General features: G+C 70.5%; 26 protein-coding genes and 1 pseudogene. 14 read left to right on the top strand and 13 right to left on the bottom strand.

Features of this window, described 5'->3' with window-relative positions; translation table 11 throughout:
• The 4 genes and pseudogenes from ACTIE9_RS10760 to ACTIE9_RS10745 form a co-directional block, all read right to left on the bottom strand.
• Positions 1–556 (bottom strand): annotated as a pseudogene (locus tag ACTIE9_RS10760) (amidohydrolase family protein); the annotation flags it as partial.
• Positions 553–1,416 (bottom strand): tryptophan 2,3-dioxygenase, encoded by an 864-nt coding sequence (locus tag ACTIE9_RS10755; protein WP_439565572.1) that lies wholly within the window; start codon positions 1,414–1,416, stop codon positions 553–555. The gene ACTIE9_RS10755 and the pseudogene ACTIE9_RS10760, both read right to left, overlap by 4 nt.
• Complete coding sequence (locus ACTIE9_RS10750) at positions 1,416–3,155, bottom strand: amidase (RefSeq protein ID WP_439565571.1); 1,740 nt, start codon at positions 3,153–3,155, stop codon at positions 1,416–1,418. Before ACTIE9_RS10750 ends, ACTIE9_RS10755 begins: the two co-directional genes overlap by 1 nt.
• On the bottom strand, positions 3,152–4,189 hold the full coding sequence (locus tag ACTIE9_RS10745) for an agmatine deiminase family protein (RefSeq protein ID WP_439565570.1): 1,038 nt from the start codon (positions 4,187–4,189) through the stop codon (positions 3,152–3,154). The genes ACTIE9_RS10750 and ACTIE9_RS10745 overlap by 4 nt, the downstream gene beginning before the upstream one ends.
• A gap of 136 nt (positions 4,190–4,325) precedes the next feature.
• Between ACTIE9_RS10745 and ACTIE9_RS10740 the strand changes: the two genes are divergently transcribed.
• Together ACTIE9_RS10740 and ACTIE9_RS10735 are read left to right on the top strand one after the other, a co-directional pair.
• Positions 4,326–4,652: a DUF7882 family protein gene (locus ACTIE9_RS10740; RefSeq protein ID WP_439565569.1), complete on the top strand. Its 327-nt coding sequence runs from the start codon at positions 4,326–4,328 to the stop codon at positions 4,650–4,652.
• On the top strand, positions 4,649–4,876 hold the full coding sequence (locus ACTIE9_RS10735) for a hypothetical protein (RefSeq protein ID WP_439565568.1): 228 nt from the start codon (positions 4,649–4,651) through the stop codon (positions 4,874–4,876). Before ACTIE9_RS10740 ends, ACTIE9_RS10735 begins: the two co-directional genes overlap by 4 nt.
• 66 nt (positions 4,877–4,942) lie before the next feature.
• Here ACTIE9_RS10735 and ACTIE9_RS10730 read toward each other — a convergent pair whose 3' ends face one another.
• Entirely contained in the window at positions 4,943–5,212 is a 270-nt protein-coding gene (locus tag ACTIE9_RS10730) for a GlsB/YeaQ/YmgE family stress response membrane protein (protein WP_439565567.1), read from the bottom strand.
• Between the two features lie 260 nt (positions 5,213–5,472).
• Between ACTIE9_RS10730 and ACTIE9_RS10725 the strand changes: the two genes are divergently transcribed.
• Both ACTIE9_RS10725 and ACTIE9_RS10720 read left to right on the top strand, forming a co-directional pair.
• Positions 5,473–5,778: a DUF7882 family protein gene (locus tag ACTIE9_RS10725; protein WP_439565566.1), complete on the top strand. Its 306-nt coding sequence runs from the start codon at positions 5,473–5,475 to the stop codon at positions 5,776–5,778.
• Positions 5,779–5,883: 105 nt separating this feature from the next.
• Positions 5,884–6,141 carry a hypothetical protein gene (locus ACTIE9_RS10720; RefSeq protein ID WP_439565565.1) on the top strand — a complete coding sequence of 86 codons (258 nt, stop codon included), beginning with the start codon at positions 5,884–5,886 and terminating at the stop codon, positions 6,139–6,141.
• 176 nt (positions 6,142–6,317) lie between these two features.
• Here the strand turns inward: ACTIE9_RS10720 and ACTIE9_RS10715 are convergent, their stop codons facing one another.
• Positions 6,318–7,616 carry an MFS transporter gene (locus ACTIE9_RS10715; RefSeq protein WP_439565564.1) on the bottom strand — a complete coding sequence of 433 codons (1,299 nt, stop codon included), beginning with the start codon at positions 7,614–7,616 and terminating at the stop codon, positions 6,318–6,320.
• A gap of 85 nt (positions 7,617–7,701) precedes the next feature.
• Between ACTIE9_RS10715 and ACTIE9_RS10710 the strand changes: the two genes are divergently transcribed.
• Positions 7,702–10,083 carry a glycoside hydrolase family 3 C-terminal domain-containing protein gene (locus ACTIE9_RS10710; RefSeq protein ID WP_439565563.1) on the top strand — a complete coding sequence of 794 codons (2,382 nt, stop codon included), beginning with the start codon at positions 7,702–7,704 and terminating at the stop codon, positions 10,081–10,083.
• A gap of 103 nt (positions 10,084–10,186) precedes the next feature.
• Here the strand turns inward: ACTIE9_RS10710 and ACTIE9_RS10705 are convergent, their stop codons facing one another.
• From ACTIE9_RS10705 to ACTIE9_RS10690, 4 genes are all read right to left on the bottom strand, one after another.
• Positions 10,187–10,999 carry an ABC transporter permease gene (locus ACTIE9_RS10705; protein WP_439565562.1) on the bottom strand — a complete coding sequence of 271 codons (813 nt, stop codon included), beginning with the start codon at positions 10,997–10,999 and terminating at the stop codon, positions 10,187–10,189.
• Positions 11,000–11,006: 7 nt separating this feature from the next.
• Entirely contained in the window at positions 11,007–11,894 is an 888-nt protein-coding gene (locus ACTIE9_RS10700; protein WP_439565561.1) for an ABC transporter permease, read from the bottom strand.
• Between the two features lie 83 nt (positions 11,895–11,977).
• Positions 11,978–13,159, bottom strand: a complete 1,182-nt coding sequence (locus ACTIE9_RS10695; protein ID WP_439565560.1) for a spermidine/putrescine ABC transporter substrate-binding protein — start codon at positions 13,157–13,159, stop codon at positions 11,978–11,980.
• 62 nt (positions 13,160–13,221) lie between these two features.
• Positions 13,222–14,304, bottom strand: coding sequence for an ABC transporter ATP-binding protein (locus tag ACTIE9_RS10690; RefSeq protein WP_439565559.1), 1,083 nt, complete (start codon positions 14,302–14,304; stop codon positions 13,222–13,224).
• A gap of 126 nt (positions 14,305–14,430) precedes the next feature.
• Between ACTIE9_RS10690 and ACTIE9_RS10685 the strand changes: the two genes are divergently transcribed.
• The 4 genes from ACTIE9_RS10685 to ACTIE9_RS10670 are packed head-to-tail and all read left to right on the top strand — an operon-like array spanning position 14,431 to position 16,439.
• Positions 14,431–15,249, top strand: coding sequence for a FadR/GntR family transcriptional regulator (locus ACTIE9_RS10685; RefSeq protein WP_439565558.1), 819 nt, complete (start codon positions 14,431–14,433; stop codon positions 15,247–15,249).
• Complete coding sequence (locus ACTIE9_RS10680) at positions 15,246–15,965, top strand: cache domain-containing protein (RefSeq protein WP_439565557.1); 720 nt, start codon at positions 15,246–15,248, stop codon at positions 15,963–15,965. Before ACTIE9_RS10685 ends, ACTIE9_RS10680 begins: the two co-directional genes overlap by 4 nt.
• Before the next feature lie 32 nt (positions 15,966–15,997).
• On the top strand, positions 15,998–16,276 hold the full coding sequence (locus ACTIE9_RS10675; RefSeq protein WP_439565556.1) for a MarR family transcriptional regulator: 279 nt from the start codon (positions 15,998–16,000) through the stop codon (positions 16,274–16,276).
• 22 nt (positions 16,277–16,298) lie between these two features.
• On the top strand, positions 16,299–16,439 hold the full coding sequence (locus ACTIE9_RS10670; RefSeq protein ID WP_439565555.1) for a hypothetical protein: 141 nt from the start codon (positions 16,299–16,301) through the stop codon (positions 16,437–16,439).
• Between the two features lie 5 nt (positions 16,440–16,444).
• Here ACTIE9_RS10670 and ACTIE9_RS10665 read toward each other — a convergent pair whose 3' ends face one another.
• The gene (locus ACTIE9_RS10665; RefSeq protein WP_439565554.1) at positions 16,445–16,720 is read right to left on the bottom strand and encodes an SHOCT domain-containing protein; all 276 of its coding nucleotides are present in this window, start codon (positions 16,718–16,720) and stop codon (positions 16,445–16,447) included.
• Between the two features lie 2 nt (positions 16,721–16,722).
• The gene (locus ACTIE9_RS10660; RefSeq protein ID WP_439565553.1) at positions 16,723–17,178 is read right to left on the bottom strand and encodes a hypothetical protein; all 456 of its coding nucleotides are present in this window, start codon (positions 17,176–17,178) and stop codon (positions 16,723–16,725) included.
• A gap of 150 nt (positions 17,179–17,328) precedes the next feature.
• Between ACTIE9_RS10660 and ACTIE9_RS10655 the strand changes: the two genes are divergently transcribed.
• Positions 17,329–17,886, top strand: coding sequence for an RNA polymerase sigma factor (locus tag ACTIE9_RS10655; RefSeq protein ID WP_439565552.1), 558 nt, complete (start codon positions 17,329–17,331; stop codon positions 17,884–17,886).
• The gene (locus ACTIE9_RS10650; RefSeq protein ID WP_439565551.1) at positions 17,873–18,472 is read left to right on the top strand and encodes a hypothetical protein; all 600 of its coding nucleotides are present in this window, start codon (positions 17,873–17,875) and stop codon (positions 18,470–18,472) included. Before ACTIE9_RS10655 ends, ACTIE9_RS10650 begins: the two co-directional genes overlap by 14 nt.
• A 40-nt stretch (positions 18,473–18,512) precedes the next feature.
• On the opposite strand, the gene ACTIE9_RS10645 is transcribed toward ACTIE9_RS10650, so the two are convergent.
• Positions 18,513–19,100, bottom strand: coding sequence for a DoxX family protein (locus tag ACTIE9_RS10645; protein ID WP_439565550.1), 588 nt, complete (start codon positions 19,098–19,100; stop codon positions 18,513–18,515).
• A 135-nt stretch (positions 19,101–19,235) separates the two neighbouring features.
• On the opposite strand from ACTIE9_RS10645, the gene ACTIE9_RS10640 reads away from it, so the two are divergent.
• From ACTIE9_RS10640 to ACTIE9_RS10630, 3 genes are all read left to right on the top strand, one after another.
• Complete coding sequence (locus ACTIE9_RS10640) at positions 19,236–19,631, top strand: phage holin family protein (protein ID WP_439565549.1); 396 nt, start codon at positions 19,236–19,238, stop codon at positions 19,629–19,631.
• A gap of 128 nt (positions 19,632–19,759) precedes the next feature.
• Positions 19,760–20,353 carry a PadR family transcriptional regulator gene (locus ACTIE9_RS10635; protein WP_439565548.1) on the top strand — a complete coding sequence of 198 codons (594 nt, stop codon included), beginning with the start codon at positions 19,760–19,762 and terminating at the stop codon, positions 20,351–20,353.
• Between the two features lie 72 nt (positions 20,354–20,425).
• Complete coding sequence (locus tag ACTIE9_RS10630) at positions 20,426–22,048, top strand: ABC1 kinase family protein (RefSeq protein ID WP_439565574.1); 1,623 nt, start codon at positions 20,426–20,428, stop codon at positions 22,046–22,048.
• The last annotated feature ends 15 nt before the right edge of the window (positions 22,049–22,063 follow it).

The raw sequence follows: 22,063 nt of genomic DNA, 5'->3' as shown, positions 1-22,063 counted from the left end.
GGCCGGCCGCGCGAATCTCGGCGACGACCTCGGCGAGCAGCGCGTCGTCCCACACCGGGCCCGCGTCGGCGTTGAGGGCGATCTTGATGCGGGATGCTCCTGCCGCCACCTGCTCCGCCACCGCGAGCTCGGCATCATCGGCCGACGAGACCGCGCGCCACGAGCCCGCGGGCGCCCAGGCCCGGTCGCTCGGGTAGCCGCCCGGCGCGGTCAGGAAAGCGCCGGCGAACTCGAGCGCCGCGGCGAAAGGATCGGGCTCGGCGAGCACCGCGAGCACATCGGGGTCGCCCCCGAGGTCGATGACGCGCGAGAAGCCGCCCGCCGCGAGCGGCTCGAGCGCATCGGCGGGGTGCAGCTGCAGGTGCACGTGGTGGTCGGTGAAGCCGGGCAGCAGCACGCCCGGCAACGGGATCCCCTCGGCACCCGCGTCCGCCGGCCCGACGTAGTGCAGGGTCGACCCGCCCCGGCGCACGAGACTCGGGCCCATCCACGTGCCGCGCCACAGGTCGGCGACGCGGAAGACCGCGGGAGGAGCATCCATCGCCTTCGGGGTCACGGTTGCCCGATCTCGGTGCGCACCGCGTACAGCTCGGGGAAGAACGTGAGGTCGAGCGCGCGCTGCAGGAAGTCGACGCCCGCCGAGCCGCCGGTGCCGCGCTTGAAGCCGATCGTGCGACGCACGGTGCGCAGGTGGCGGAATCGCCAGAGCTGGAAGTTGTCCTCCAGGTCGACGAGCTCTTCGCAGGCCTCGTAGACGCGCCAGGTCGACGCGTCGGCGTCGTGCGCACCCTCGTAGATCGCGACGAAGACCGGCACGAGCTCGGGCGTGAAGACGTGCGCCTTGGTCACGTCGCGCTCGAGCACGCTCGCCGGAATCGGGATGCCCTGCCGCGCCAGGTGCCGCAAGAACTCGTCGTACAGGCTCGGCTCGTGCAGCAGCCCGTCGAGCACGGCGTGCGCCTCGGGGTCGCTCTCGAAGACGGCGAGCATGCCGGCGTGCTTGTTGCCGAGGATGAACTCGATCGCGCGGTACTGGTGCGACTGGAAGCCGGAGGAGTTCGCGAGGAACCCGCGGAACTCGGCGTACTCGGTGGGCGTGAGGGTCGCGAGCACGCTCCACTGCTGGATGAGCGCCTCTTGAATGTGCTTGATGCGCGCGATGCGCTTGAGGGCGCCGCCGAGGTCGTCGTCGATGAGGCACTGCCGGGCCGAGCGGGCCTCGTGCAGCAGCAGCTTCATCCAGAGCTCGCTCGTCTGGTGCTGGATGATGAACAGCAGCTCGTCGTGGTGCTCGGGCTCGCTGATCGGGCGCTGCAGCTGCAGCAGCTCATCGAGGGCAAGGTACGAGCCGTAGCTCATGCGGGTCGAGAAGTCGGTGACGACCCCCTCGTCGATGTCGCGAGTGTTCTCGGTCATCACAGCTCCGGGGTGTGCGGGGGCGGCACGCGGGTGCCGCCGAGAGCGGACCCGGGCCGCACGGCCGAGGCTTCGAAGGCCGCCGCGAACGCGAGCAGGCGGCTGTCGTCGTAGGCGCGGCCCGCGAAGGTCAGGCCGATCGGCATGCCGATGTCGGCCATGAGCCCCATCGGCACCTGCACGCACGGGATGCCCAGATGCCGCGGCACGAGGTTGCCATTCGCCACCCACGTGCCGTTGCGCCACGCCAGCTCGGCGCTCGCGGGGTTCACGTCAGCGTCAGCGGGGCCGACGTCGGCGACGGCCGGGAAGACGACGGCGTCGAGGCCGAGCTCGTCCATCCACTGCTCGAGGTCGATGCGCCGCGTCTCCTCCAGGCCGCGCACGCCCTTGGCGATGTCGGGGATGCTCTCGAGCGCGGGCACGCCCGTCGCGCGAGCGCGGTGCACGTAGTCCTCGAGCGGAACATCCTCGGGCGCGAAGCGGCTGAGGTGGTCGTCGTAGCGGCCGGGCAGCGAGCCGGGCGGCGTCGGGAAGATCAGGTCAGGATCCACGTCGGCGAGCCGGTGCAGTGCGGGGTCGCCGTTGGCCTGCAAGAACTCGTCCCAGCCCCACATGCTGAGCTCGTAGAGCTCGTGGTCGGCGAAGTGCGGCGGAACCAGCCCGCGAGCGACCATCGAGCGGTCATCCGCCCGCCCGCGCGATTCGTAATTCGTGACGACCGGGAAGTCGACCTCGATCACGGTCGCGCCGGCCGCCTCGAGGTCGGCGCGCGCCCTCTGCCACTGGGCGATGACGGTCGGCCGGGTCTCGATCGGGTCGTCGTTCTCGCTGTCGCCGATGTACATTCGCGGCACTCCGAGGCGCATGCCGCGCAGGGCGGCCGGGTCGGCGAGCGCGGGGTACGACTCCGGTCGCAAGGACGATGACGGCGGGATGCTCACCCACGGCTGCACGCGCCAGAAGTCTCCACGGGTCTCGCCATCGTCGGCCACGACCGCGTCGAGCACGAGCAGCAGCTCGGCCATCGTGCGCGTGTAGGGAACCACGACGTCCATCGTCGGCACGAGCGGCCAGTTGCCGCGCACCGAGATGACGCCCCAGCTCGGGGTGTAGCAGCACAGGCCGTTGTTGCTCGCGGGGCCGCGGCCGCTCGACCACGTCTCCTCGGCGAGCGCGAACGCCGCGAACGAAGCCGCGAGCCCCGTGCCCGAGCCGTTCGACGAGCCCGAGCCGAACGGTGCCGTCAGGTACGCGGGGTTGTAGGGGCTCTCGGCGCGGCCGTAGAGCCCGCGCTGCATGCCGCCGTTGGCCATGGGCGGCATGTTGGTGAGCCCCAAGCAGATAGCGCCAGCCTCGCGCAGCCGCTCGATCGTGAAGGCGTCGCGTTGCGCGACGAGGTCGGCGAAGGCGGGCGACCCGCTCGCGACCGTCAGGCCGCGCACCATGTAGCTGTCCTTCGCGAGGTACGGGATTCCGTCGAGCGGGCCGAGCGCGGCGCCGGATGCTCGCCGTTCGTCACTCGCCCGCGCCTCGTCGAGCGCCGCCGGGTTGTCGACGATCACGGCATTGAGCGCGGGCCGCGAGCCATCGCTCGCCGGCTCACGGTCGTAGGCCGCGATGCGGTCGAGGTAGCCCTGCGCGAGCTCGACCGCCGTGATCTCGCCGGCGGCGAGCGCCGCGGCGAGGGTCGGGATGCTCGTCTCGACCACGGCGATGCGGCGAGTCGCTTTGCTCATCGCGCGGAGCCGCCGACGCGCGGCTGCTGCTGCGTGATGCAGTGGATCCCTCCGCCGCGCGCGAGGATCTCACGGGCGTCGACCGTCACGACCTCACGGCCGGGGTACGCGGCGCCCAGCAGGTCGCGGGCACGAGCATCCGCCACCGGGTCGTCGTAGCCGCACGCGATGACGCCGCCGTTGACGGTGAGGTGGTTGACGTAGTTCCAGTCGACGAAGCCCTCGTCGTCGGTCAATTGGCTCGGCGCGGGCAGGTCGATGAGCTGCAGGGTGCGACCCGCGGCATCCGTCGCCTGTTCGAGAACCGCGCGCACCTCGCGCATCACTGCGTGGTCGGGGTGCGAAGCGTCGGGCTGCTCGTGCACGAGCACCGTGCCGGGCGCGGCGAAGGTCGCGATCATGTCGACGTGGCCGCGTGTGCCGAGCGGCTCGTAGTCGCGCGTGAGCCCGCGCGGCAGCCAGATGGTGTGCGTCGTGCCCAGGGTGCGGGCGATCTCGGCCTCGACCCGCTCCTTCGTGGCGTAGCGGTTGCGGCCCGGGTCGAGCTGCACCGTCTCGGTCACCATGACGGTGCCCTCGCCGTCGACGTGGATGGCGCCACCCTCGTTCACGAGCAGGCTCGGCACGCGCTGCACGCCCGCCTGCTCGAGCACGAACGCTGCGATGAGCGCGTCACGGGCGAAGGCGCCGCCCTGATCGCCCCAGGCGTTGAAGACCCAGTCGATGCCGCCGAGCTCGCCCGTCTCGTCGTCGATGACGAAGGTCGGGCCGATGTCGCGCATCCAGAAGTCGTCGAGGGGGGCCTCGACGATGTCGATCTCGGCACTCAACAGCTGGCGCGCGCGCGTCAGCTCGCTCGGGTCGACGACCATGGTCACGGGCTCGAACGGCAGGATCGCGTGGGCCACGCTCGTCCACGCCGCGTAGGTCGCCTCGCGCGCGGCCGAGCTGTCGCCCATGACCTCGCCTTCACGCGGAAAGGCCATCCAGATGCGGTCGTGCGGAGCGGTCTCCGCGGGCATGCGCCAGGTCATGCGGTGAGCCTACCGAGCGGGCGCAGGGAGTCACAGGGGCGATGCGATCACGGTCGCCCCGGGCGTCGGGACCTCACCAGGTGCCATACTTCGAGGCGCGGTCGCTCACTCGCCATCGGCCGCGAGAGGGGGAACGATGGGCACACTCACCTACGATTCGACGCTGTCGGCCGACTTCGACGATCGCACGCTGGCTCACCTGCAGATGGTCATGGGCGCCAAGCTGCGCCGCAACGAAGCCTTCTACTTCAGCTGGAAGGACGACGCCTCGATCGGCAATGGGCGCAGCGTCATCTGGATGCATCCCACCATCCCGATCTCGTTCAAGTTCTTCGGCAGCCGCCCGCCGGCGATCAACCGCGAGTGGATCGACGAGCTCATGCTGCTCGCCAACACTCCCTCGGGGTTGTACCTGGTGCCCGAACCGACGCCACCCGCCAGCACGGCCAAGGAGGATTCGTGATGCGCACCACCATCCACTACGACGGCGAGGAGTACATCGTTCCGCGTAACTCGAGCGAGCTGAAGGTCGAGATCGAGGCGATCCTGGCGACCGGCGCGGCCGGGTGGCTGCGCGTCAACCACGGGCGTGGCCAGCTGAAGACCGCAGACCTCCTGATCCACCCGGGCGTCGCGATCGGACTCATCGACACGAGCGACCCCGAGCACATCGCGGGCGAGGAGTAGCGCCCGATGCACGACGACGGGCCGGTCTCCGCAGGGAGACCGGCCCGTCGTGGCGTTCGGGTCGTGCTAGCGCGCGGCGCGCGACCCGCGCGTCACGAGACCGTAGATCAGCAGCACGATGATGGCGCCGCCGATCGCGAGCAGCCACGTGGTGATGTCGAAGAAGCCTTCGAGACCCACCCCGAAGAGCTGGCTGCCGATGAAGCCGCCGAGCAGGGCGCCCACGACGCCGAGCACGAGGGTGATGACCCAGCCGCCACCCTGGTTGCCGGGCAGGATCGCCTTGGCGATGGCTCCTGCGATCAGTCCGAGGATGATCCATCCGATGATGCCCATGTCGACCTCCCAGTCGATTCAGTGGTGCTGGCCCCGCGATTCAGGGCCCGGACGAGACAACCACACGGCTGACCACCTGTCCCACCCCTTGCCAGGCGCCTCGGCAGGTGGTACGTGCACTACCCGAGCGAGTGAGCGAGGTCAAGACCCCGGCCCGCTGTTGCCCCCCGAACGGGGGTCATGCCACAGTGATGGGTCGACCACCGACGAGCCGGAAGGATTCTCCGGGGCCGAGCAGCGGTGTCGCGGGAGGGGCGGTAATGGGGATTCTGAGGTACCACAATGAAGAGTTCGATTTCGATGATCGGATGCTCGCGCACGTGCAGATCGTCATCAGCACGAAGCTCCGCCGCGGCGAGAACTTCTTCCTGACGTGGGCGCTTCCGGCCAGCAGCGGAAGTGGTCGGCACGCGCTGTGGCTCGACAACGGCGTGCCGCTGCACATCACCTACTCCGGCTCGCGGCCTCCCCAGATCAACAGGGAGTGGATCGAAGCGCTGATTCTCTCGTCAGCGACAGGAGGCGTCCACCTCGCGGACGACCCACCGCCGTCGTCAGTCGACTGAACCACGAGACAACGACGCTCCGTAGCCGCACGGACGACGAATAGCAAGGCCTGTCGGCGAACACGGTGCCGACCGTACCGTGAACCGCGAAGGAAGGCTTCTGCCATGACCGCCGCACTGCTGATGATCAACAACGAGCGCATCGCGCTCGCCGACGACGCTGACCTGCCCACCTTGATCGCGGAGATCATGTCTGCCATCGACCAGGGCGGCGCGTTCGTGCACATCGATGGCGGTCGAGGTGATCAGTACGACGTGCTCATCACCGAGGCGACCCATGTGATGGTTCGGCACGGGAGCGTGTCATTCGAGGCCGGCACGCCCGCCGGCCCCTGGAACTCGAGCATCGACCTCGATATCTAGAGAGGGACACCGCATGTCACTGCACGATCACCGACGGCTCCGGCCGGTCGGGCACGACAGCGAGCACGAGGGGAACGCCTGGGACGAGGTACGCATTAGCTCGGTGACCCGACCCGCGCACGCCGGGCCGCTCATCACCTCGGTCGACTGGCTCGACGGTGAGCTCGGGTCGGGCCTCAGCGCACCGAGCGGATCGGCAGCACCGCGAGAGCCCCGAGCACGCTGAGCAGGATGGCCGCCGGGAACAGCCCGGCGAAGCCGAAGGCGAGCACGACCGTGCCGGCGATGGCCGGGGCGACCGTCTGCGGCAGCGTCGCCGCGATGTTGACGACCCCGAGGTCTTTCGCGTGGGCGTGCGAGTCGGGCAGCACTTGCGAGACGAGAGCCGTGTCGACCGCCTGGAAGGCGCCGAAGCCGAGACCGGCGAGCAGAGCGAAGACGATCATGCCCTCGAACGTCGGCCACACCCACGGCACCACCTGGGCGAGGCCGACGATGAGCGACGACGCGACGACGAAGGGCTTGCGGCGGCCGACGCGGTCGCTCCAGGGGCCTGAGATCGCGACGGCGAGCACGAGCGTCGGCAGCGCGGCAGCGGAGACGAGAGGCAGCAGCACGACCGCCTGATCGCCGAGCCCGATGTAGTCCTGCAGCAGGTACAGCTGGTAGGCGACCACGAGGAAGTAGCCCGTGTAGAGCAGCAGTCGCCCGGTGAAGGCCCAGAAGAAGTCGGGGTGCGCGATCGGGTTGACCCAGAACGTCAGCAGGAAGTCGCGCAGCCGGAACGCCGGGCGCGGCTCCTCACGATTGTCGCGGGGCCCTGTGAATACGGCGAACAGGGTCAGCAGCACGATCGAGACCCCGGCGAGCACGAGATACGCCCCCGGGATGCTGCCGGCGAGGAGCGAGGCGAGGATGACGCCGCCGAGCGAGCCGACCATCGTCATCGCCCCGATGACGGCCGCGAAGGTGCCGCGCACCGACTCGGGCACCCGGTCGGGCAGCATCGCCGAGTAGGGGCCTTGCACGACGTTGAACGAGACCTGCACGAGGGTCCAGCACAGGGCGACCATCAGGATGCTGCTCGACAGTCCGAGTGCGACGAGCGCAAGACCGCCGATCAGGGCGCCGCCCACGATGTAGGGCGCGCGGTTGCCGAACCGGCTGCGCGTGCGGTCGCTGATCGTGCCGGCGACGGGTTGCGCGATCATCGCCGCGAGTGCGCCGATCGTCGTCACGATCGCGAGGTTGGCGACCTTGTTCGCCGGGTCGAGCTGCTCGACCTGCAGCGGCAGCAGCACGGTGGGGATCGCGCCCCACAGGATGAAGATGCCGAGCGTGCCCGGCACGAACCAGAGGAGCAGGCTGCGGAGCGGGCCCTGGATGCGCACGCGCTCGGCAGGCATCGCTGCTGCGGGCGGCGTCACGTCGGTCGGTGCGCCGTCGGCGGCCGGCGGGGTCGAGGTGGTCGTCACGGGATTCCTCTCGCGGCGCTCCGTTGCGCCGCTCTCAGCGTACGACGCGTGCGCCGCCCGGCCGAGACGACTTAGTGTCGAGGTCGTGACGCACCGCATCGACGCGACCTCGCTCAGCACCGACGAGCAGCTCTCGCTGCTCTCGGGAGCCGACTTCTGGCGCACGCGCGCCCTGCCTGAGCACGGCATCCCGGCCGCGATGATGGCCGACGGGCCGCACGGGCTTCGCGCTCAGCTCGAGGCGACCGACCACCTGGGGCTGGCGAGCAGCGTCGCCGCCACCTGCTTCCCGCCCGCGGCGACGCTCGCGAGCAGCTGGGACGAGCATCTCGTGCAGGAGGTGGGCGAGGCCGTGGGCCGCGAGGCCCGTGCGCTGGGCGTCGACGTCGTGCTCGGCCCCGGCATGAACATCAAGCGGCACCCGTTGTGCGGCCGCAACTTCGAGTACTCGAGCGAAGACCCGCTGCTGAGCGGGCTGCTGGCGGCGAGCGCCGTGCGGGGCATCCAGACCGCGGGCGTCGGGGCGTGCCTCAAGCACTTCGCCGTCAACAATCAAGAGCACCGCCGCTTCGTGATCGACGCGATCGTCGACGAGCGCACGCTGCACGAGCTCTACCTGCGCGGCTTCGAGATCGCCGTGCGCGCGAGCGCGCCGCGCATGGTCATGGCCGCCTACAACCGCATCAACGGCGACCACGCGACCGATGCGCGCTGGCTGCTGACCGAGACGTTGCGCGAGCGCTGGGGCTTCGACGGTGTTGTCGTGAGCGACTGGGGTGCGACAGCCGACCGGCCCGCCGCGATCACCGCGGGCATGGATCTCGAGATGCCCGGCGGCGCCGGCACCGAACCGGCGATGCGGGCCGCCCTGGTCGAGGGCTCGCTCGACCCCGCGCACGTCGCCCGCTCGGCGCAGCGCGTGGCCGACCTCGCCGTGCAGGCGCGGGATGCCCGTGCCGGCGCCGCCCCGACGATGGCCGAGCTGCTCGACCCGCACGATGCGCTCGCGCGCCGCGCGGCGGCGGCGAGCTCGGTCGTGCTCACGAACGACGGGATTCTGCCTCTCACGCCCGGCACCCGCGTCGCCCTCATCGGCGCGTTCGCCGAGACGCCCCGCTACCAGGGCAGCGGCAGCTCGCTCGTGACGCCGACGCGCCTGACGACCGCGCGAGAGGCGCTCGAGGCCGCGGGGGTGGTGGTCGACTACGCGCCCGGCTACGAGCCCGTGCGCTCGGCGCTCGCCCCCCTGCTCGTCGACGAGGCCGTCGCGGTCGCGCGCGGGGCGGAGGTGGCGATCGTGATGATCGGGCTGCCCGGCATCGCCGAGAGCGAGGGATTCGACCGCGACACGCTCGCCCTGCCGGCGCAGCACGACGCGCTCGTCGCGGCGGTCGCTGCGGCGAACCCGCGCACGGTCGTCGCCCTCAGCGTCGGCGCACCGGTGCTCCTGCCGTGGCGCGACGATGTCGCCGCGATCCTGCTGAGCTACCTCGGCGGGCAGGCGAGCGGCGGCGCACTGGCCGACGCGCTGCTCGGCATCGTCGAGCCCGCCGGCCGACTCGCCGAGACCTGGCCGGCCACCCAGAACGACGTGGCCGCCGACCCGTTCTTCCCCGGCGATGAGGCGCAGGTGCACTACCGCGAGGGGCTGTTCGTCGGCTACCGGCACGCCACCACCGCTGGCGTGGCACCCGCCTTCGCGTTCGGGCACGGCCTCGGCTACGGGTCGAGCGCGTGGGGGGCGGCGCGCGCGAGCGTCGCGACGCTCGCGGCGGGCGGCACGCTCACGGTCTCGGTCGACGTGACGAACACGGGCGATCGGCCCCGCCGCGAGCTCGTGCAGGTCTACGTCCACGACCGATCCGGGGTCGTGCTGCGGCCGCGCCGCGAGCTCGTCGGGTTCGCCCGCGCGACCCTCGAGGCCGGCGAGACCCGCTCGGTCGAGATCGAGGTGGACGCCGACGCGCTGCGCTTCTGGGATGTGCGCGCGCACGACTGGGCGCTGCCCCGCGGCGCCGTCGACCTCGAGGTGGCGCGCTCGAGCGAGACGATCGAGGCCGTGGTGGCGATCGAGGTGCTCGGCACGGCATCCGACTCGGCAGAGCCGCCGTCGACGGCTCCGATCGCGGCGAGCGATGAGCAGTGGGCGCGGCGCCTGGGCCGCGCCATCCCGGCCCCGGCACCGGCCCGGCCGTTCACGCGCGAATCGACGCTCGGCGACATCGGCGGCACGCTCGTCGGCCGGGCGCTGCGAGGCGCCGTCATGCGCATGGCCCCGGTCAGCGCGGAGGATCGCGCCGACCCCGCGTCGCTCGCTCTCATCGAGCGCAGCATCGACGAGCTGCCGCTGCGCGGTCTCGCCCAGATGTCGCAGGGGAAGATGTCGTGGGCGGTCGTGGATGCCGTGGTCGCCTTCGCGAACCGCCGGCCGCTGCGGGGCCTCGGAACGCTGCTGCGCCGACCCTGACCGCCGCTGACGAAATCGCGCGCGGGCGCACCCACCCGAAGGATGCACCCGCGCGGAGCGGAGCGCGCGGCAGTGCCGGGCTCCGCAGAGAAGCGCTACCCCCCTAGCGCTCCTCCTCCTCAGCGCGCGTGAGGCGCTGGGAGACATAGACCGGGATGAACGACAGGAGGATGAGCACGGTCGCGATCACGTTGACCTGGGTCGCCTCGTTCGGGCGGGCCATCTGGTTGAACATCCACAGCGGCAGGGTCTCGACGCCGGCCGGGGCGGTGAAGATCGTGACGACGATCTCGTCGAAGCTCAGTGCGAAGGCGAGCAGGCCGCCGGCGACGAACGCCGTGCGGAACTGCGGGAAGGTGACGAGGCGGAACGTCTGCCACAAGCTCGCCCCGAGATCCATCGAGGCTTCCTGCATGCTCGGGTTCATGCGCCGCAGGCGGGCGAACACGTTGTTGAACACCATGACGATGCAGAAGGTCGCGTGGGCGATGATCATGCCGAAGTAGCCGACCTGGATACCGACGGGCTCGAGCACGTTGTTGAACGAGTTGCTGAACGCGACACCCGTGACGACTCCGGGCAGGGCGATCGGGAGCACGATCAGCAGGTTGACGGTGTGCTTTCCGAAGAAGTCGTAGCGCTGCAGGGCGAAGGCCGCGAGCGTGCCGAGCACGAGCGCGATCACCATCGCCCCCGCGGCGACGATGGCCGAGTTGCGCACGGCGGTCCACAGCGCCTCGTTCTGGAAGGCGCGCACCCACCAATCGGCGGTGAAGCCCGTGATCGGCCAGCTCGCGATGGGCGCGACGTTGAACGAGTTGATGATGACGAGGAACAGCGGCACGTACATGAATAGCAGCACGATGGCGACGACGATGCCGAAGGCGACCTTGGTTCCGCGGGTGAGTCTCAGCATGGGCGCGTCACATCCTCTCGAGGGCGCCGGTGCGCCGAGTGACCAGCAGGTAGATGACGACGAAGGCGATCGGGATGACCGAGAACGCTGCGGCGACGGGCGGGTTCAGGTTGATGTTCGAGGCGATGATGCTGCCGATCATCTGCGCGTTGGCACCGCCGACGAAGCGCGCCACGATGTAGTCGCCGAGGCTGAGCGAGAACGTGAAGACGCTGCCGGCGATGAGCGCGGGCCAGAGCAGAGGCAGCACGACCGTGCGGATCGTGGTGAAGCCGTGGGCGCCGAGATCGGCCGAGGCGTCGAAGAGGTTGACGGGGATCTGCCGGATGGCGGTATAGACGGGCAACGCCATGTAGGGGAACCAGAGGTAGGTGAGCGTGAGCACGACGGTCACGAGGCTGAAGCCAGGTCCGGTGATGCCGAACGGTGCCATCAGCCAGTTGAAGAAGCCCTCCTCCGTGAAGGTGATCCGCATGGCGAGGATCTTCACGAGGTACCCGGCCCACAGCGGAAGCGTGATGGCGACGGCGAGCACCGCACGCATCCACGGCGACGCGAGCTTGGCCATGAAGATGCCGAGCGGCACGGCGAATACGGCGCTCAGCACGGTGACGGCGAGTGCGACACCCAGGGTGCGCAGTGAGGTCGAGATGTAGGCGGGCTCGCTGAACACGAGCACGAAGTTGTCGAGCGTGAAGCCGGGGATCACTTTCGACGTGAAGGCGTCGATGTACCAGAAGGCCGTGACGAGAAGCAGGGCGAGCGACACGATGTACAGGCCGATGAGCCAGGTGAGCGGCAGGCTCAGCAGGCCGACCAGCCGCATCCAGCGGTGCCGGTACAGCAGCGTCGAGAGCGGCTTGCTCGTTCTCGCCGGTGTCGTCGTGGTGGTCACGGGTGTCCTTCTCGCGTGCGGGTGGGGGAAGCGGGTGGTGCGGAGGGGCGGGACGGTCGGCCCCACCCCTCCGCGGTCAGGGTCTAGCCCTTGATGGTCGCCCAGGCGTTGGTCCAGTCCTGGAACGAGGTGCACTGCACCTCGGTGCGGCCGTCGATGCACTGCTCGATCGGGGTCGTCCAGTACCAGACGTTCGCGAAGTACTCCTCGTTGAGGGCATTGAACTGCTCGCAGTGAGCAGCGGCCTCGTCAGAGAGCTCGCAGAAGGCACCGTTGGCGGGAGCCATACCGAAGTTCATGGCGATGGCGCCGTTCACCTCGGCCGAGCTCGTGTAGTCCATCCAGAGGTACGCGCAGTTGGGCGCGTCCGACTGGCTCGAGATCATCCAGGCGTCCGACCAGCCGGTCGAGCCCTCGACGGGCAGGGTGCCGCCGAACTTCTCGGTGTCCTCCGTGAACTTGCGCAGCACCTCCCACGAGGTGCCCGCGACGGTCGTGCCGCCGAGGAACGAGGTGATCTGCGCGACCGGGTCGGCCCAGTACTCGGCGACGATCGCGTTCTGCTGCTTCAGCAGGTCGACCGCGGCGGCGAGCTGCGTCTCGTCGAGCGCGTAGGGGTTCTGGATGCCGAGCTCCGGCTGGTGGTACATCAGGTACACCGCGGCGTCGGCGATGTAGATCGGTGCGTCGTACGCGGTGATCTGACCGGCGTAGGGGCTGTCCGCCTCCCACACGATGTCCCAGCTCGTGGGCGTCTCGGTGACGACCTCGGTGTTGTACTGCAGGATGTTGGCGCCGCGGCCGATCGGAACGCCGTAGACCTTGCCGTTGATCGTGTCGTACAGCTGGCCCTGCATGCCCGGAACGATGTCGTCGCCGAAGTTCGGCAGCAGGTCGCGGTTGATCGGGGCGACGTCGCCACCGACGATCAGGCGCAGGCTCGCGTCGCCCGAGGCCGAGACGAGGTCGTAGTCGCCGGTGCGCATGAGCTGCACCATCTCGTCGCTCGTGCCCGCGACCTTGCGGTTCACGACGCAGCCGGTCTCCTCGGTGAACGTGTCGGCCCAGGCCGGCTCCACGAAGCCCGACCAGGCGATGATGTCGACCTGGCCCTCGCCCTCGCCGAGCGCCTCGTGCATGGGAACATCGGGCACGTCGAAGACGATCTCGCCCGAGCCCTCGTTCGCGGCGGGCGCCGCACAGCCGGCGAGCATCAGCGCTGACACTGCCGCGGTGGCCGAGAGGGCCATCAGTTTCTTTCGCATGGTTTCTCCTTGGTTGGGGGTGGTGCTGGGGTGGTGCAGGGGTGGGGCAGGGATGCCCGGGCTCAGGGGACGACGGCGGCGTGCTCGGTCACCCACACCGCGCGCACGGCGTCGCCGCGGTGGTACGGGGCCGTGTCGCTCGGGGCGTGGTCGTTGTGGCGCTCGGCGACGACGCGGAGCCCGTCGACGGTGTCGACGATGTACCGCGTCGTCGGGCCGGTGTAGACGGTCTCGACGATCGTGCCGTCGACGCAGGTCTCGTGGGCGGCGGGCTCGGTGCGGGCATCCACGAGGCGAACGCGCTCGGGGCGAACGCTGATGGCGGTGGCGACGCCGGTCAGGCGCTCGGCGTGCGCGGCGTCGATGAGGTTCGACAGGCCGAGGAAGCTGGCGACGAAGGCCGTCTGCGGATACTCGTAGACCTCGCGCGGCGTGCCGACCTGCTCGACGCGGCCGTTGTTGAACACGGCGATGCGATCGCTCAGCGTCAGCGCCTCCTCCTGGTCGTGCGTGACGAAGATGAAGGTGATGCCGACCTCGCGCTGAATCTGCTTGAGCTCGATCTGCATCTGCTCGCGCAGCTGCTTGTCGAGGGCGCCGAGCGGCTCGTCGAGCAGCAGCACGCGCGGCTGCAGGATGAGAGCGCGGGCGAGGGCGATGCGCTGCCGCTGGCCTCCCGAGAGCTGGTGCGGCAGGCGGTCGGCCACGTGGCTCAGGCGCACCTGCTCGAGCGCCGTGGCGACGCGCTCCTGCTGCTCGGCCTTGGCGACTTTGCGCACGCGAAGGCCGTAGGCCACGTTCTCGGCGATCGACATGTGCGGGAAGAGCGCGTAGTCCTGGAAGACCGTGTTGACCGTGCGGTCGAAGGGCGCGGCGCCCGTGACGTCGGTGCCGGCGATCGCGATCGTGCCGCTCGTGACCTCTTCGAACCCGGCGATCAGGCGCAGCACGGTGGTCTTGCCCGAGCCGGAGGGGCCGAGCATCGAGAAGAACTCGCCCGACTCGACGGTCAGGGTGAGGTCGTCGACGGCGGTGGTCTCGCCGAAGCGCTTGGTGACGCCGGTCAGCTCGACGCCGCCGTGGCCGCGCTCGGGGTCAGCGGGGCCGGGCGCGCCGGGGGCGGTCGTCGCATGAGGGGCGGACATGGCGGCGTGAATCCTCCGAGACATCGTTGGTCGGTGCAATAACTGTAAACGTATAGTTTCATATCTTTTATTTCGATCGCATAACGGCGGTGTAACGCTCTCGGGTGCGTGCCCGACAATGGGGCCATGAGCAATCGCAGCGTCGCGCCCCGCTCGGGCCGACCGACCCGATTGCACAGCGCCGTCTTCCAGCCCATCGGCGATGAGGGGCGCGCCGCGCTCGTCGAACGGCGCATCGCCGAAGCGATCATGGGCGGCGTGCTCGCCGCCGGTGAGCGGTTACCGCCCGAGACCGAGCTGGCCGCCGCCTTCGGAGTCGCGCCCGCCACCGCGCGCGAAGCCCTGCTCGCCCTCCGCGAGCGCGGTCTCATCGTCACCCGGCGCGGCCGGAACGGCGGCAGCTTCATCGCCGATAGCGCCGACCCCGTGCGCTTCGCGACCCGCGCCCTGCTCGACGGATCGCGCGTGAGCCTGCGCGACGCCGCCCAGCACTACCTCGCGATCACCGCCGCGTGCGTCGACCTCGCGGCCCGTCGCGCTGATGCCAGCGAGATCGCGATGATCGTCGCGCGCCTCGAGCGCGGTGACGACCGCGATCTCGCGGCCTGGCGCCGGGCATCCGACGACGCCGTCATCGAGCTCGCCGCCCTCAGCCAGTCGGCGCGGCTCACGCGCGAGCAGATGAAGCTGCAGGGCGAGTTCTCACCCCTGTTCGCGCTCATCGACACCGACCCGGTCAGTCGGGCGATGTGCCGCACCCACCTGATCGACGTGCTGCACGCCGTCGGCGACGGGGCTGCCGAGACCGCCGTGAGAACCCTGCGAGACACCATGCGCACGTGCGTGGAATGGCTCATCGCCTACCGCGAGCAGCATGCTGCGGCACCGGCGCTGATGCCGCCCACCCCGATCATCCACCCCCGCACTGAAAGGAGCCGACCGTGAGCATCCACCCCGCCCCGCCCGCGTCGCCCATCGCCACCGAGCATCCCGTCGACCTCGTGACCGAGTACTTCGGGCGCGCCCTCGATGCGCTCGCGGCCTGGAACCTGGCGCTCGCCGACGACATCGCCGCGATGCGTCGCAGCGGGCCGATCACCACCGATCAGCTCGACGAGGTCGTCGAGCCCTCCGCCCTTCGCCTGTTCGACACGGTCGACCTGCCCGTCTACGGCTCGGGCTTCATCGCCGCCCTCGACTCGCTCGCCGACGCCAACAGCCACCTCGCCTGGTGGCAGGGACCGCAGCAGGCGAAGCTTGTGCTCGCCTCGCAGTCGGTCAACAAAGAGCACATCGACTACAGCGAGCTCGAGTGGTACCGCGTGCCGCACGCCACCGGGAAGCCGCACGTTGCGGGCCCCTACGTCGACTACCTGTGCAGCGACGAGTACACAATCACCGTCGCCGCGCCCGTGCACATCGACGGCGAGTTCGTGGGCGCCGTCGCGCTCGACCTGCTCATCGACCGCGTCGAGCGCGACCTGACCCCGCGCCTCGCCGCGTTCGGCGACGACATCTCGGTCGTCAACGGAGTCGGCCGGGTGCTGATCTCCACGAGCCCTGCGCGCGAGACGGGCGACACCATCCGCGGCGGCGACCTCGCCGACTTCGAGCGCTTCGCCTGCCCCGGCATGGCGCTCGACGTGCTCATCGCTCGCTGACCGCCGAGCGGGTCACCTGACACAATGGCGTCATGTCGTCGTGGACCTTCCTGACCCACCATGCGCACGTGCTGCTCGAGGTGGCGAAGAACCCCGACGCCACGGTGCAGCAGCTCGCCGTCGAGGTCGGCATCTCGACGCGCTCGACCGTGACGATCCTCGGCGACCTCGTCGACACGGGCTATCTCGAGCGTGAGCGGCGCGGGCGGCGCAACCACTACGCGGTGGTGCCGACGGCGCCGCTGCGGCACCCCTCGAACGCCGGCCACACGGTGGGCGAGCTCATCACCGCTCTCGCCGAGTTGCGCTGACCGCGCCCGCTAGGCTCGGCCCATGTCCGATCACGACGACCGCCCGGTGGGCTTCCTCGGCAAGCTCCGCAGCATGAAGGCCATCACGTGGGTGCTCATCGTCGGCCTCGTGGCCATCACCCTCAGCGGCACGACGCTGCTGTTCGTGCTGCTCGGCAGCTAGGCGAGTCAGCCCAGGATCACGGCCTTCTTCGCCTCGAACTCTTCGGGCGTCAGGATGCCCGCGTCGCGCAATTCTCCGAGCTGCTTGAGCTGCTCGAGCTTCGCGCCCATGTCGTTCGCGGGTGCGGCGGGCGCGGCGGCGGGCTCGGGAGTCGGAGCGGCCGCAGCCGCAGCGGGAGCCGCCGCGGTCTGCTGAGCCCACTGGGCCTGCTGTCGGCGAGAGACCTTGCCGTGCACCGAGGTGGCGACAGCGGCGTGGGTGGCGGTTCGGAGCAGTCGCATGATCAGTCCTTCTCGGTCGTCGATGATTCCGTCGAGTCGATCGCGGCGACGAGCGCCTCGACCTCGATCGGCCCTTCAGCGAGCAGCACGGCGCCCTCGCCCTCCCAGGCGGCGAGCGCCGAGATCATCGACAGCTCTTCGTAGATGACGACGACGGCGACGCTGCCGGGCGACATCGCGCCGCCGATCTCGTGGATGTCGTCGTCTTCCAGGAGGTAGGAGGCGGCACCGTCGAAGAAGCCCATGTCGACCCCGTCGATCTCGCCGAAGTCGTGGGCGGGCGTGGTGACGACGTGGCCGTCGGCGCTCTTGCTGAGGAACTCGATGTCGAGCACGAGGATGCGCGCGGCATCCGACAGCTCGACGATGCGGCGGAAGCCCGCCCCGGTGACCTTCCCGTCGGGGAACTCGATCACGACGTAGTCGATCGGTCCGAGGCGTTCTGTCGTGTGGGCCATCGGTGCTCCATCCGCTGGGGCCGCCACAGCGGGGGCCGGTGACGCTCACTGTAGTGATGTGCTGCGGCGGGCAGAAGGGCTTCTCGATGAACGCTCAGGGTCTCGGTGAAATCTGCCCGGCGGTGCCGGACATGGTGCAGTGTCAGAGCCGTGACCGATGCCGAGCGCGAGCAGCGATTCCGCACGCTCGCCGCCCTCGTCGTGGAGCCCGTGCGGCGGTACCTCGTGCGCCGCACCGACGCCGCGACCGCCGACGAGGTGCTCAACGAGACGCTGCTCGTCTGCTGGCGCCGACTCGACGAGGTCCCGACCGAGCCCGTCGAGATCATCCCGTGGGCGATCGTCGTGGCCCGCAACCTGCTCGCGAATGCGCAGCGGGCCGAGCGGCGCCGCACCCGGCTGGTCGGCAAGATCGTCGCGCTCGACCCGCCCGCATCGGTGATCGAGTTCGAGACCGACGGCTCTGATGCGATCGCGGTGCGGGATGCCCTCACGCGGTTGCGCCGCGACGACGCCGACCTGCTGCGCCTGTGGGCGTGGGACGGCCTCGAGAGCCCGCAGCTGGCGACCGTGCTCGGCATCAGTGCGAATGCCGCGGCGATCCGACTGCACCGGGCCAAGAAGCGCCTGCGCGACGAGCTGCTGAAATCCGCACCTCCTGCCGGACATGTCGAGGCAGAGGAAGGGAGCACCGATGCACGACGATGACCGCGCGCTGCGCGACCAGGTTCGCGGCGCCGACCCGGCGCGCGACCTGGCTCCCCTCCCGCCGACGTGGCTCGACCACAGGATGGAGCAGATCATGACCACGCACACCCCGACCCCTCTCGCCGACGCCCGCCGCAGCCCCGCGCTGCGCGTGTGGGTGCCGATCGCCGTCGCGGCGAGCGCCGCGGCCGCCGCCATCGCCATCGCGGTTCCGCTCATGCTGGGCGGCACCCCGACGGTCGAACCGCTCGCCCAGCCCACCGACGGCGGCCTCGCGGGCGGCAGCTGCCTCGCCGTGAGCCCCGAGGGGCTGCTCATGCAGGAGCAGGCTTTCGCAGCGCGCGTGCTCACGATCGAGGGAGACACCGTGACGCTCGAGGTGACCGAGCGCTTCGCGGGCGAGGTCGCCGACCGCGTCGAGGTGCCCCAGGTCGACGCCGCGAGCGGCGACTTCTCGGGTGTTCCCTTCGAGGCGGGCGAGGCCTATCTGGTGTCAGCCACCGACGGCACGATCGCCGGATGCGGGCTCAGCGGCACCGACAGCGCCGAGCTGCGCGCGGTCTACGAGGCGGCGTTCACGGGCTGAGCGAGGCTGGCCGGGCCCGCTGCGGTGGGCCCGGGCGCGGCTAGATCAGCCAGGGCGCCCGCTGCACGATGCCGAGCCGCTTCCACGGCCGGCCGGCGCCCCACGTGTCACCCGCGTGCAGCACGGCGATCACGATGAGCGACAGCGCGTAGATCACGTGGTAGTTGACGATCGGGTTGGTCGATCCCGCGCCCAACCCGATCGGCCACTCGGCGAGGTACATGAGCAGCAGCACGACGGTGCCCGCCACGGCGCTCACGCGCAGGCCGATGCCGAGCATGACCGCGAGACCGATGCCGAGCATCCCGAGCATGAAGAGAACGTCGGATGCGGGGCTCGCGATCGACGCGAACACCGGCTTGAGCGGTCCGACGACGGCGTCGCCGAGCAGGAAGCCCCGGCTGGGGGTTCCGCCCGAGATCCACGCGCGCTCGGCGGGGGTCGAGTACCCGAGCCCGAACGCCTTGTCGAGGAAGGCCCAGAGGAAGATGAAGCCCGTCGCCAGCCGCAGCACGGCGAGCACGCGGCGAGCCCCCGCCGATCGCACGATGTCGAGCTGCGTCGTCAGGCGATCGGAGCGGGCGGGCTGAACAGGAGCGGCGGCTAGCACGCTCTCAGAGTTCGTCATGGGGGTGTCCTCAGAGAAGTAGTGGGGAATGAACCGCTACCGGGGTCTGGGGCAACTGGCCGAACGGTACCACGCTGATGCGTCGGCCGGGTATAGCGTGATCGCACCGCCCCGACCTGTCGAAAGGTGCATGCCATGCTCCGGTTCCTCATCCGCCTCGCGATCTACGTCGGCACCGCCGCGCTGGCGCTGCTCGTCACCTCGTGGATCCTTCCCGGGTTCGGGCTCTCGCTCTCGGGCTTCGTCGTGGCCGTCGCGGTGTTCGCGCTCGCGCAGAGCATCCTGACCCCGTTCATCATCAACATGGCGCGCAAGTACGCACCCGCCGTGCTCGGCGGTATCGGGCTCGTCTCGACGTTCGTCGCCCTGCTGCTCGCGAGCTTCTTCCCCGGCGGCATCACGTTGAGCGGCATCGACACGTGGGTGCTCGCGAGCCTCATCGTGTGGCTCATCACGGCGCTCGGCGGATGGCTGCTGCCGCTGCTCCTGCTGCGCGGCAAGCTCGCCGACCCGAAGGGCGGCGCGAACTAACCCGGCACAGCGGGCGATCAGCGCGCACCGATGCTGCCGTCGGCGCGCATCCAGGTGGCGTGCGTACTGTGGGAGCGCGTGAGGGACGCCGTTCGACGCTCCCCCGCCCTGGCGTGAAGGGAACCGCAATGCGCAGCTCGTCCTCCTCCTCCGGCTTCGACATCCGCGAGGCCGTCGAGAACCTCCGCGACGCCTTCACGCCCCGCGGCAGCACCGGCACGGGCTCGGCGCACGGCGATCTGCGCACCGCCATCCTCACCGCGCTCATGCACGAGGCGAAGAACGGCCACCAGATCATGCAGGCCATCGGCGCCGCGAGCGGCGGTGCGTGGATGCCCACCGCGAGCCAGGTGTACCCGATGCTGCAGCAGCTCGCCGACGAGGGCCTCATCAGCACCCAGCACGACGGCGAGCGCACCGTCTACACGCTCACCGATGCGGGCCGCGAGGCCGCAGCCGCCGCGAGCACGACGGCGCACGACGGCGAGCGCGAGGGCTGGGCGCGCCCCGACTGGGGCATGAGCGAGTTCGCCGACCGCATGAGCGGGCGCTGGAACGATCACTGGAGCGAGCGCACGACGGCTGTTCCGCGGGCCGGCGCGAAGCTCGCGCAGGCCGCCGCGCAGGTGGCGCAGACCGGCACGCGCGAGCAGCAGGAGCGCGCCGCCGCCCTGCTCGACCAGACGCGCAAGGCGCTCTACGCCATCCTCGCCGAAGACTAGGCGGTGCCAACCGAGGGCGCGAACCGCGCTCCGACGACCGATCCGGCCCTGAAGGCCCGCTACCGCCGTATCATGCGCTTCGCGGCGCGCGCGCTGGCGCAGGCCTGGTGGTTCGAGCTCGTGCTGCCGCGGTTCGGGCTGGCGCGCCTCGCGGCGCGAGGGCGCATCCGTCGCCTCCAGAAGCTCGCTCGCCGCTTCCACGACCTCGCCGCCGACCTCGGCGGGCTCATGATCAAGGTCGGGCAGTTCTTGTCGTCGCGCCTCGACATCCTGCCGCCGGAGATCACGCGCGAGCTCGAGGGCCTGCAAGACGAGGTGGCTCCCGAGCCCTTCGCGCGCATCGTCGAGCAGGTCGAGCGCGAGCTGGGCATCCCGATCGATCGCGCTTTCCGCAGCATCGAGTCCGAGCCGATCGCGGCCGCCTCGCTGGGCCAGGCGCACCGCGCGCGCCTCTCCCCCGGCATCGCCGCCGACCTCGGGTTCGAGCAGGTGGTCGTCAAGGTGCTGCGGCCGGGCATCGAGCAGATCGTCGAGGTCGACCTCGCCGCCCTGCGCCGCGTCGGCCGCTGGCTCTCGCGCGTCCGGCTCGTCAGCCGCCGCGCCGACGCCCCCGCGCTCGTCGAGGAGTTCGCCACGACGAGCCTCGAAGAGATCGATTACGGGCACGAAGCGATCAACGTCGAGCGCTTCGCTGCCGACTTCGCCGACGACCCGCGCGTCGGCACGCCCGACGTGGTGTGGGAGCGCAGCGCGCGCCGGGTGCTGACGCTGAGCGATGTCACGGCCATCAAGATCACCGACGTCGCGGGCCTCGTCGCCGCCGGCATCGACCCGAACGCGGTCGCCGCCGAGCTGGCGCGAGCGACCTTCGAGCAGATCTTCGTCGCAGGCTTCTTCCACGCCGACCCGCACCCGGGCAACATCTTCGTCACCCCCAGCGCCGAGCACGGCTTCACCCTCACCTTCATCGACTTTGGCATGATGGGCGAGATCACCGACGAGCTGCGCACCGGACTGCAGCAGTTCATCTTCGCCGTCGCCGCGCGCGACGCCCGCGGCTGGGTCGTCGCGACGCAGCGGCTCGGCGTGCTGCTGCCGAGCGCTGACACCGTCGAGCTTGAGCGCGCCATCACGGCCCTCTTCGACCGCTTCGGCGGCATGGGCGTCGCCGAGCTGACCCGCATCGACCCGCGCGAGCTCGAGCAGTTCGCGCTGCAGTTCAGCGAGCTCGTGCGCACGCTGCCGTTCCAGCTGCCCGAGAACTACCTGCTGCTCGTGCGCACCATCTCACTCATCTCGGGCGTCACGAGCGCCCTCAACCGCGACTTCAACATGTGGGACGCCGTCGACCCCTTCGCCCGCACCCTGCTCAACGGCGGCGGAGCGTCGACCGTGCGCAGCCTCGGCCGCGAGGCGGTCGCGATCCTCTCGGCCGTGGCCCGATTGCCCCAACGGGTGGATGCTCTCGCCACGCGCCTCGACCGCGGCGAGCTCGCCACCCGCAGCCCCGAGGTCGAGCAGCGCCTGCGCGTGCTCGACGGCAGTGTTCGCCGCGTGACCTCGGCGATCCTCTTCGCGGCGCTGCTCATCGGAGGCATCCTCGTGCGCCCCGGTGATGAGGTGCTCAGCTGGGTGCTGCTCGGCGCGTCCCTGCCGCCGCTGCTGCACGTCGTGCTGCCCTGGCGACTGCGGTAGCCCGGTCGTGCACCG

Origin of the sequence: Microcella sp. (genome assembly GCF_051860105.1) — a bacterium.
In the GTDB taxonomy this organism is placed as follows: domain Bacteria; phylum Actinomycetota; class Actinomycetes; order Actinomycetales; family Microbacteriaceae; genus Microcella.
The sequence above is the reverse complement of the archived record's forward strand: the minus strand, read 5'-3'. Positions and strand labels throughout refer to the sequence as shown.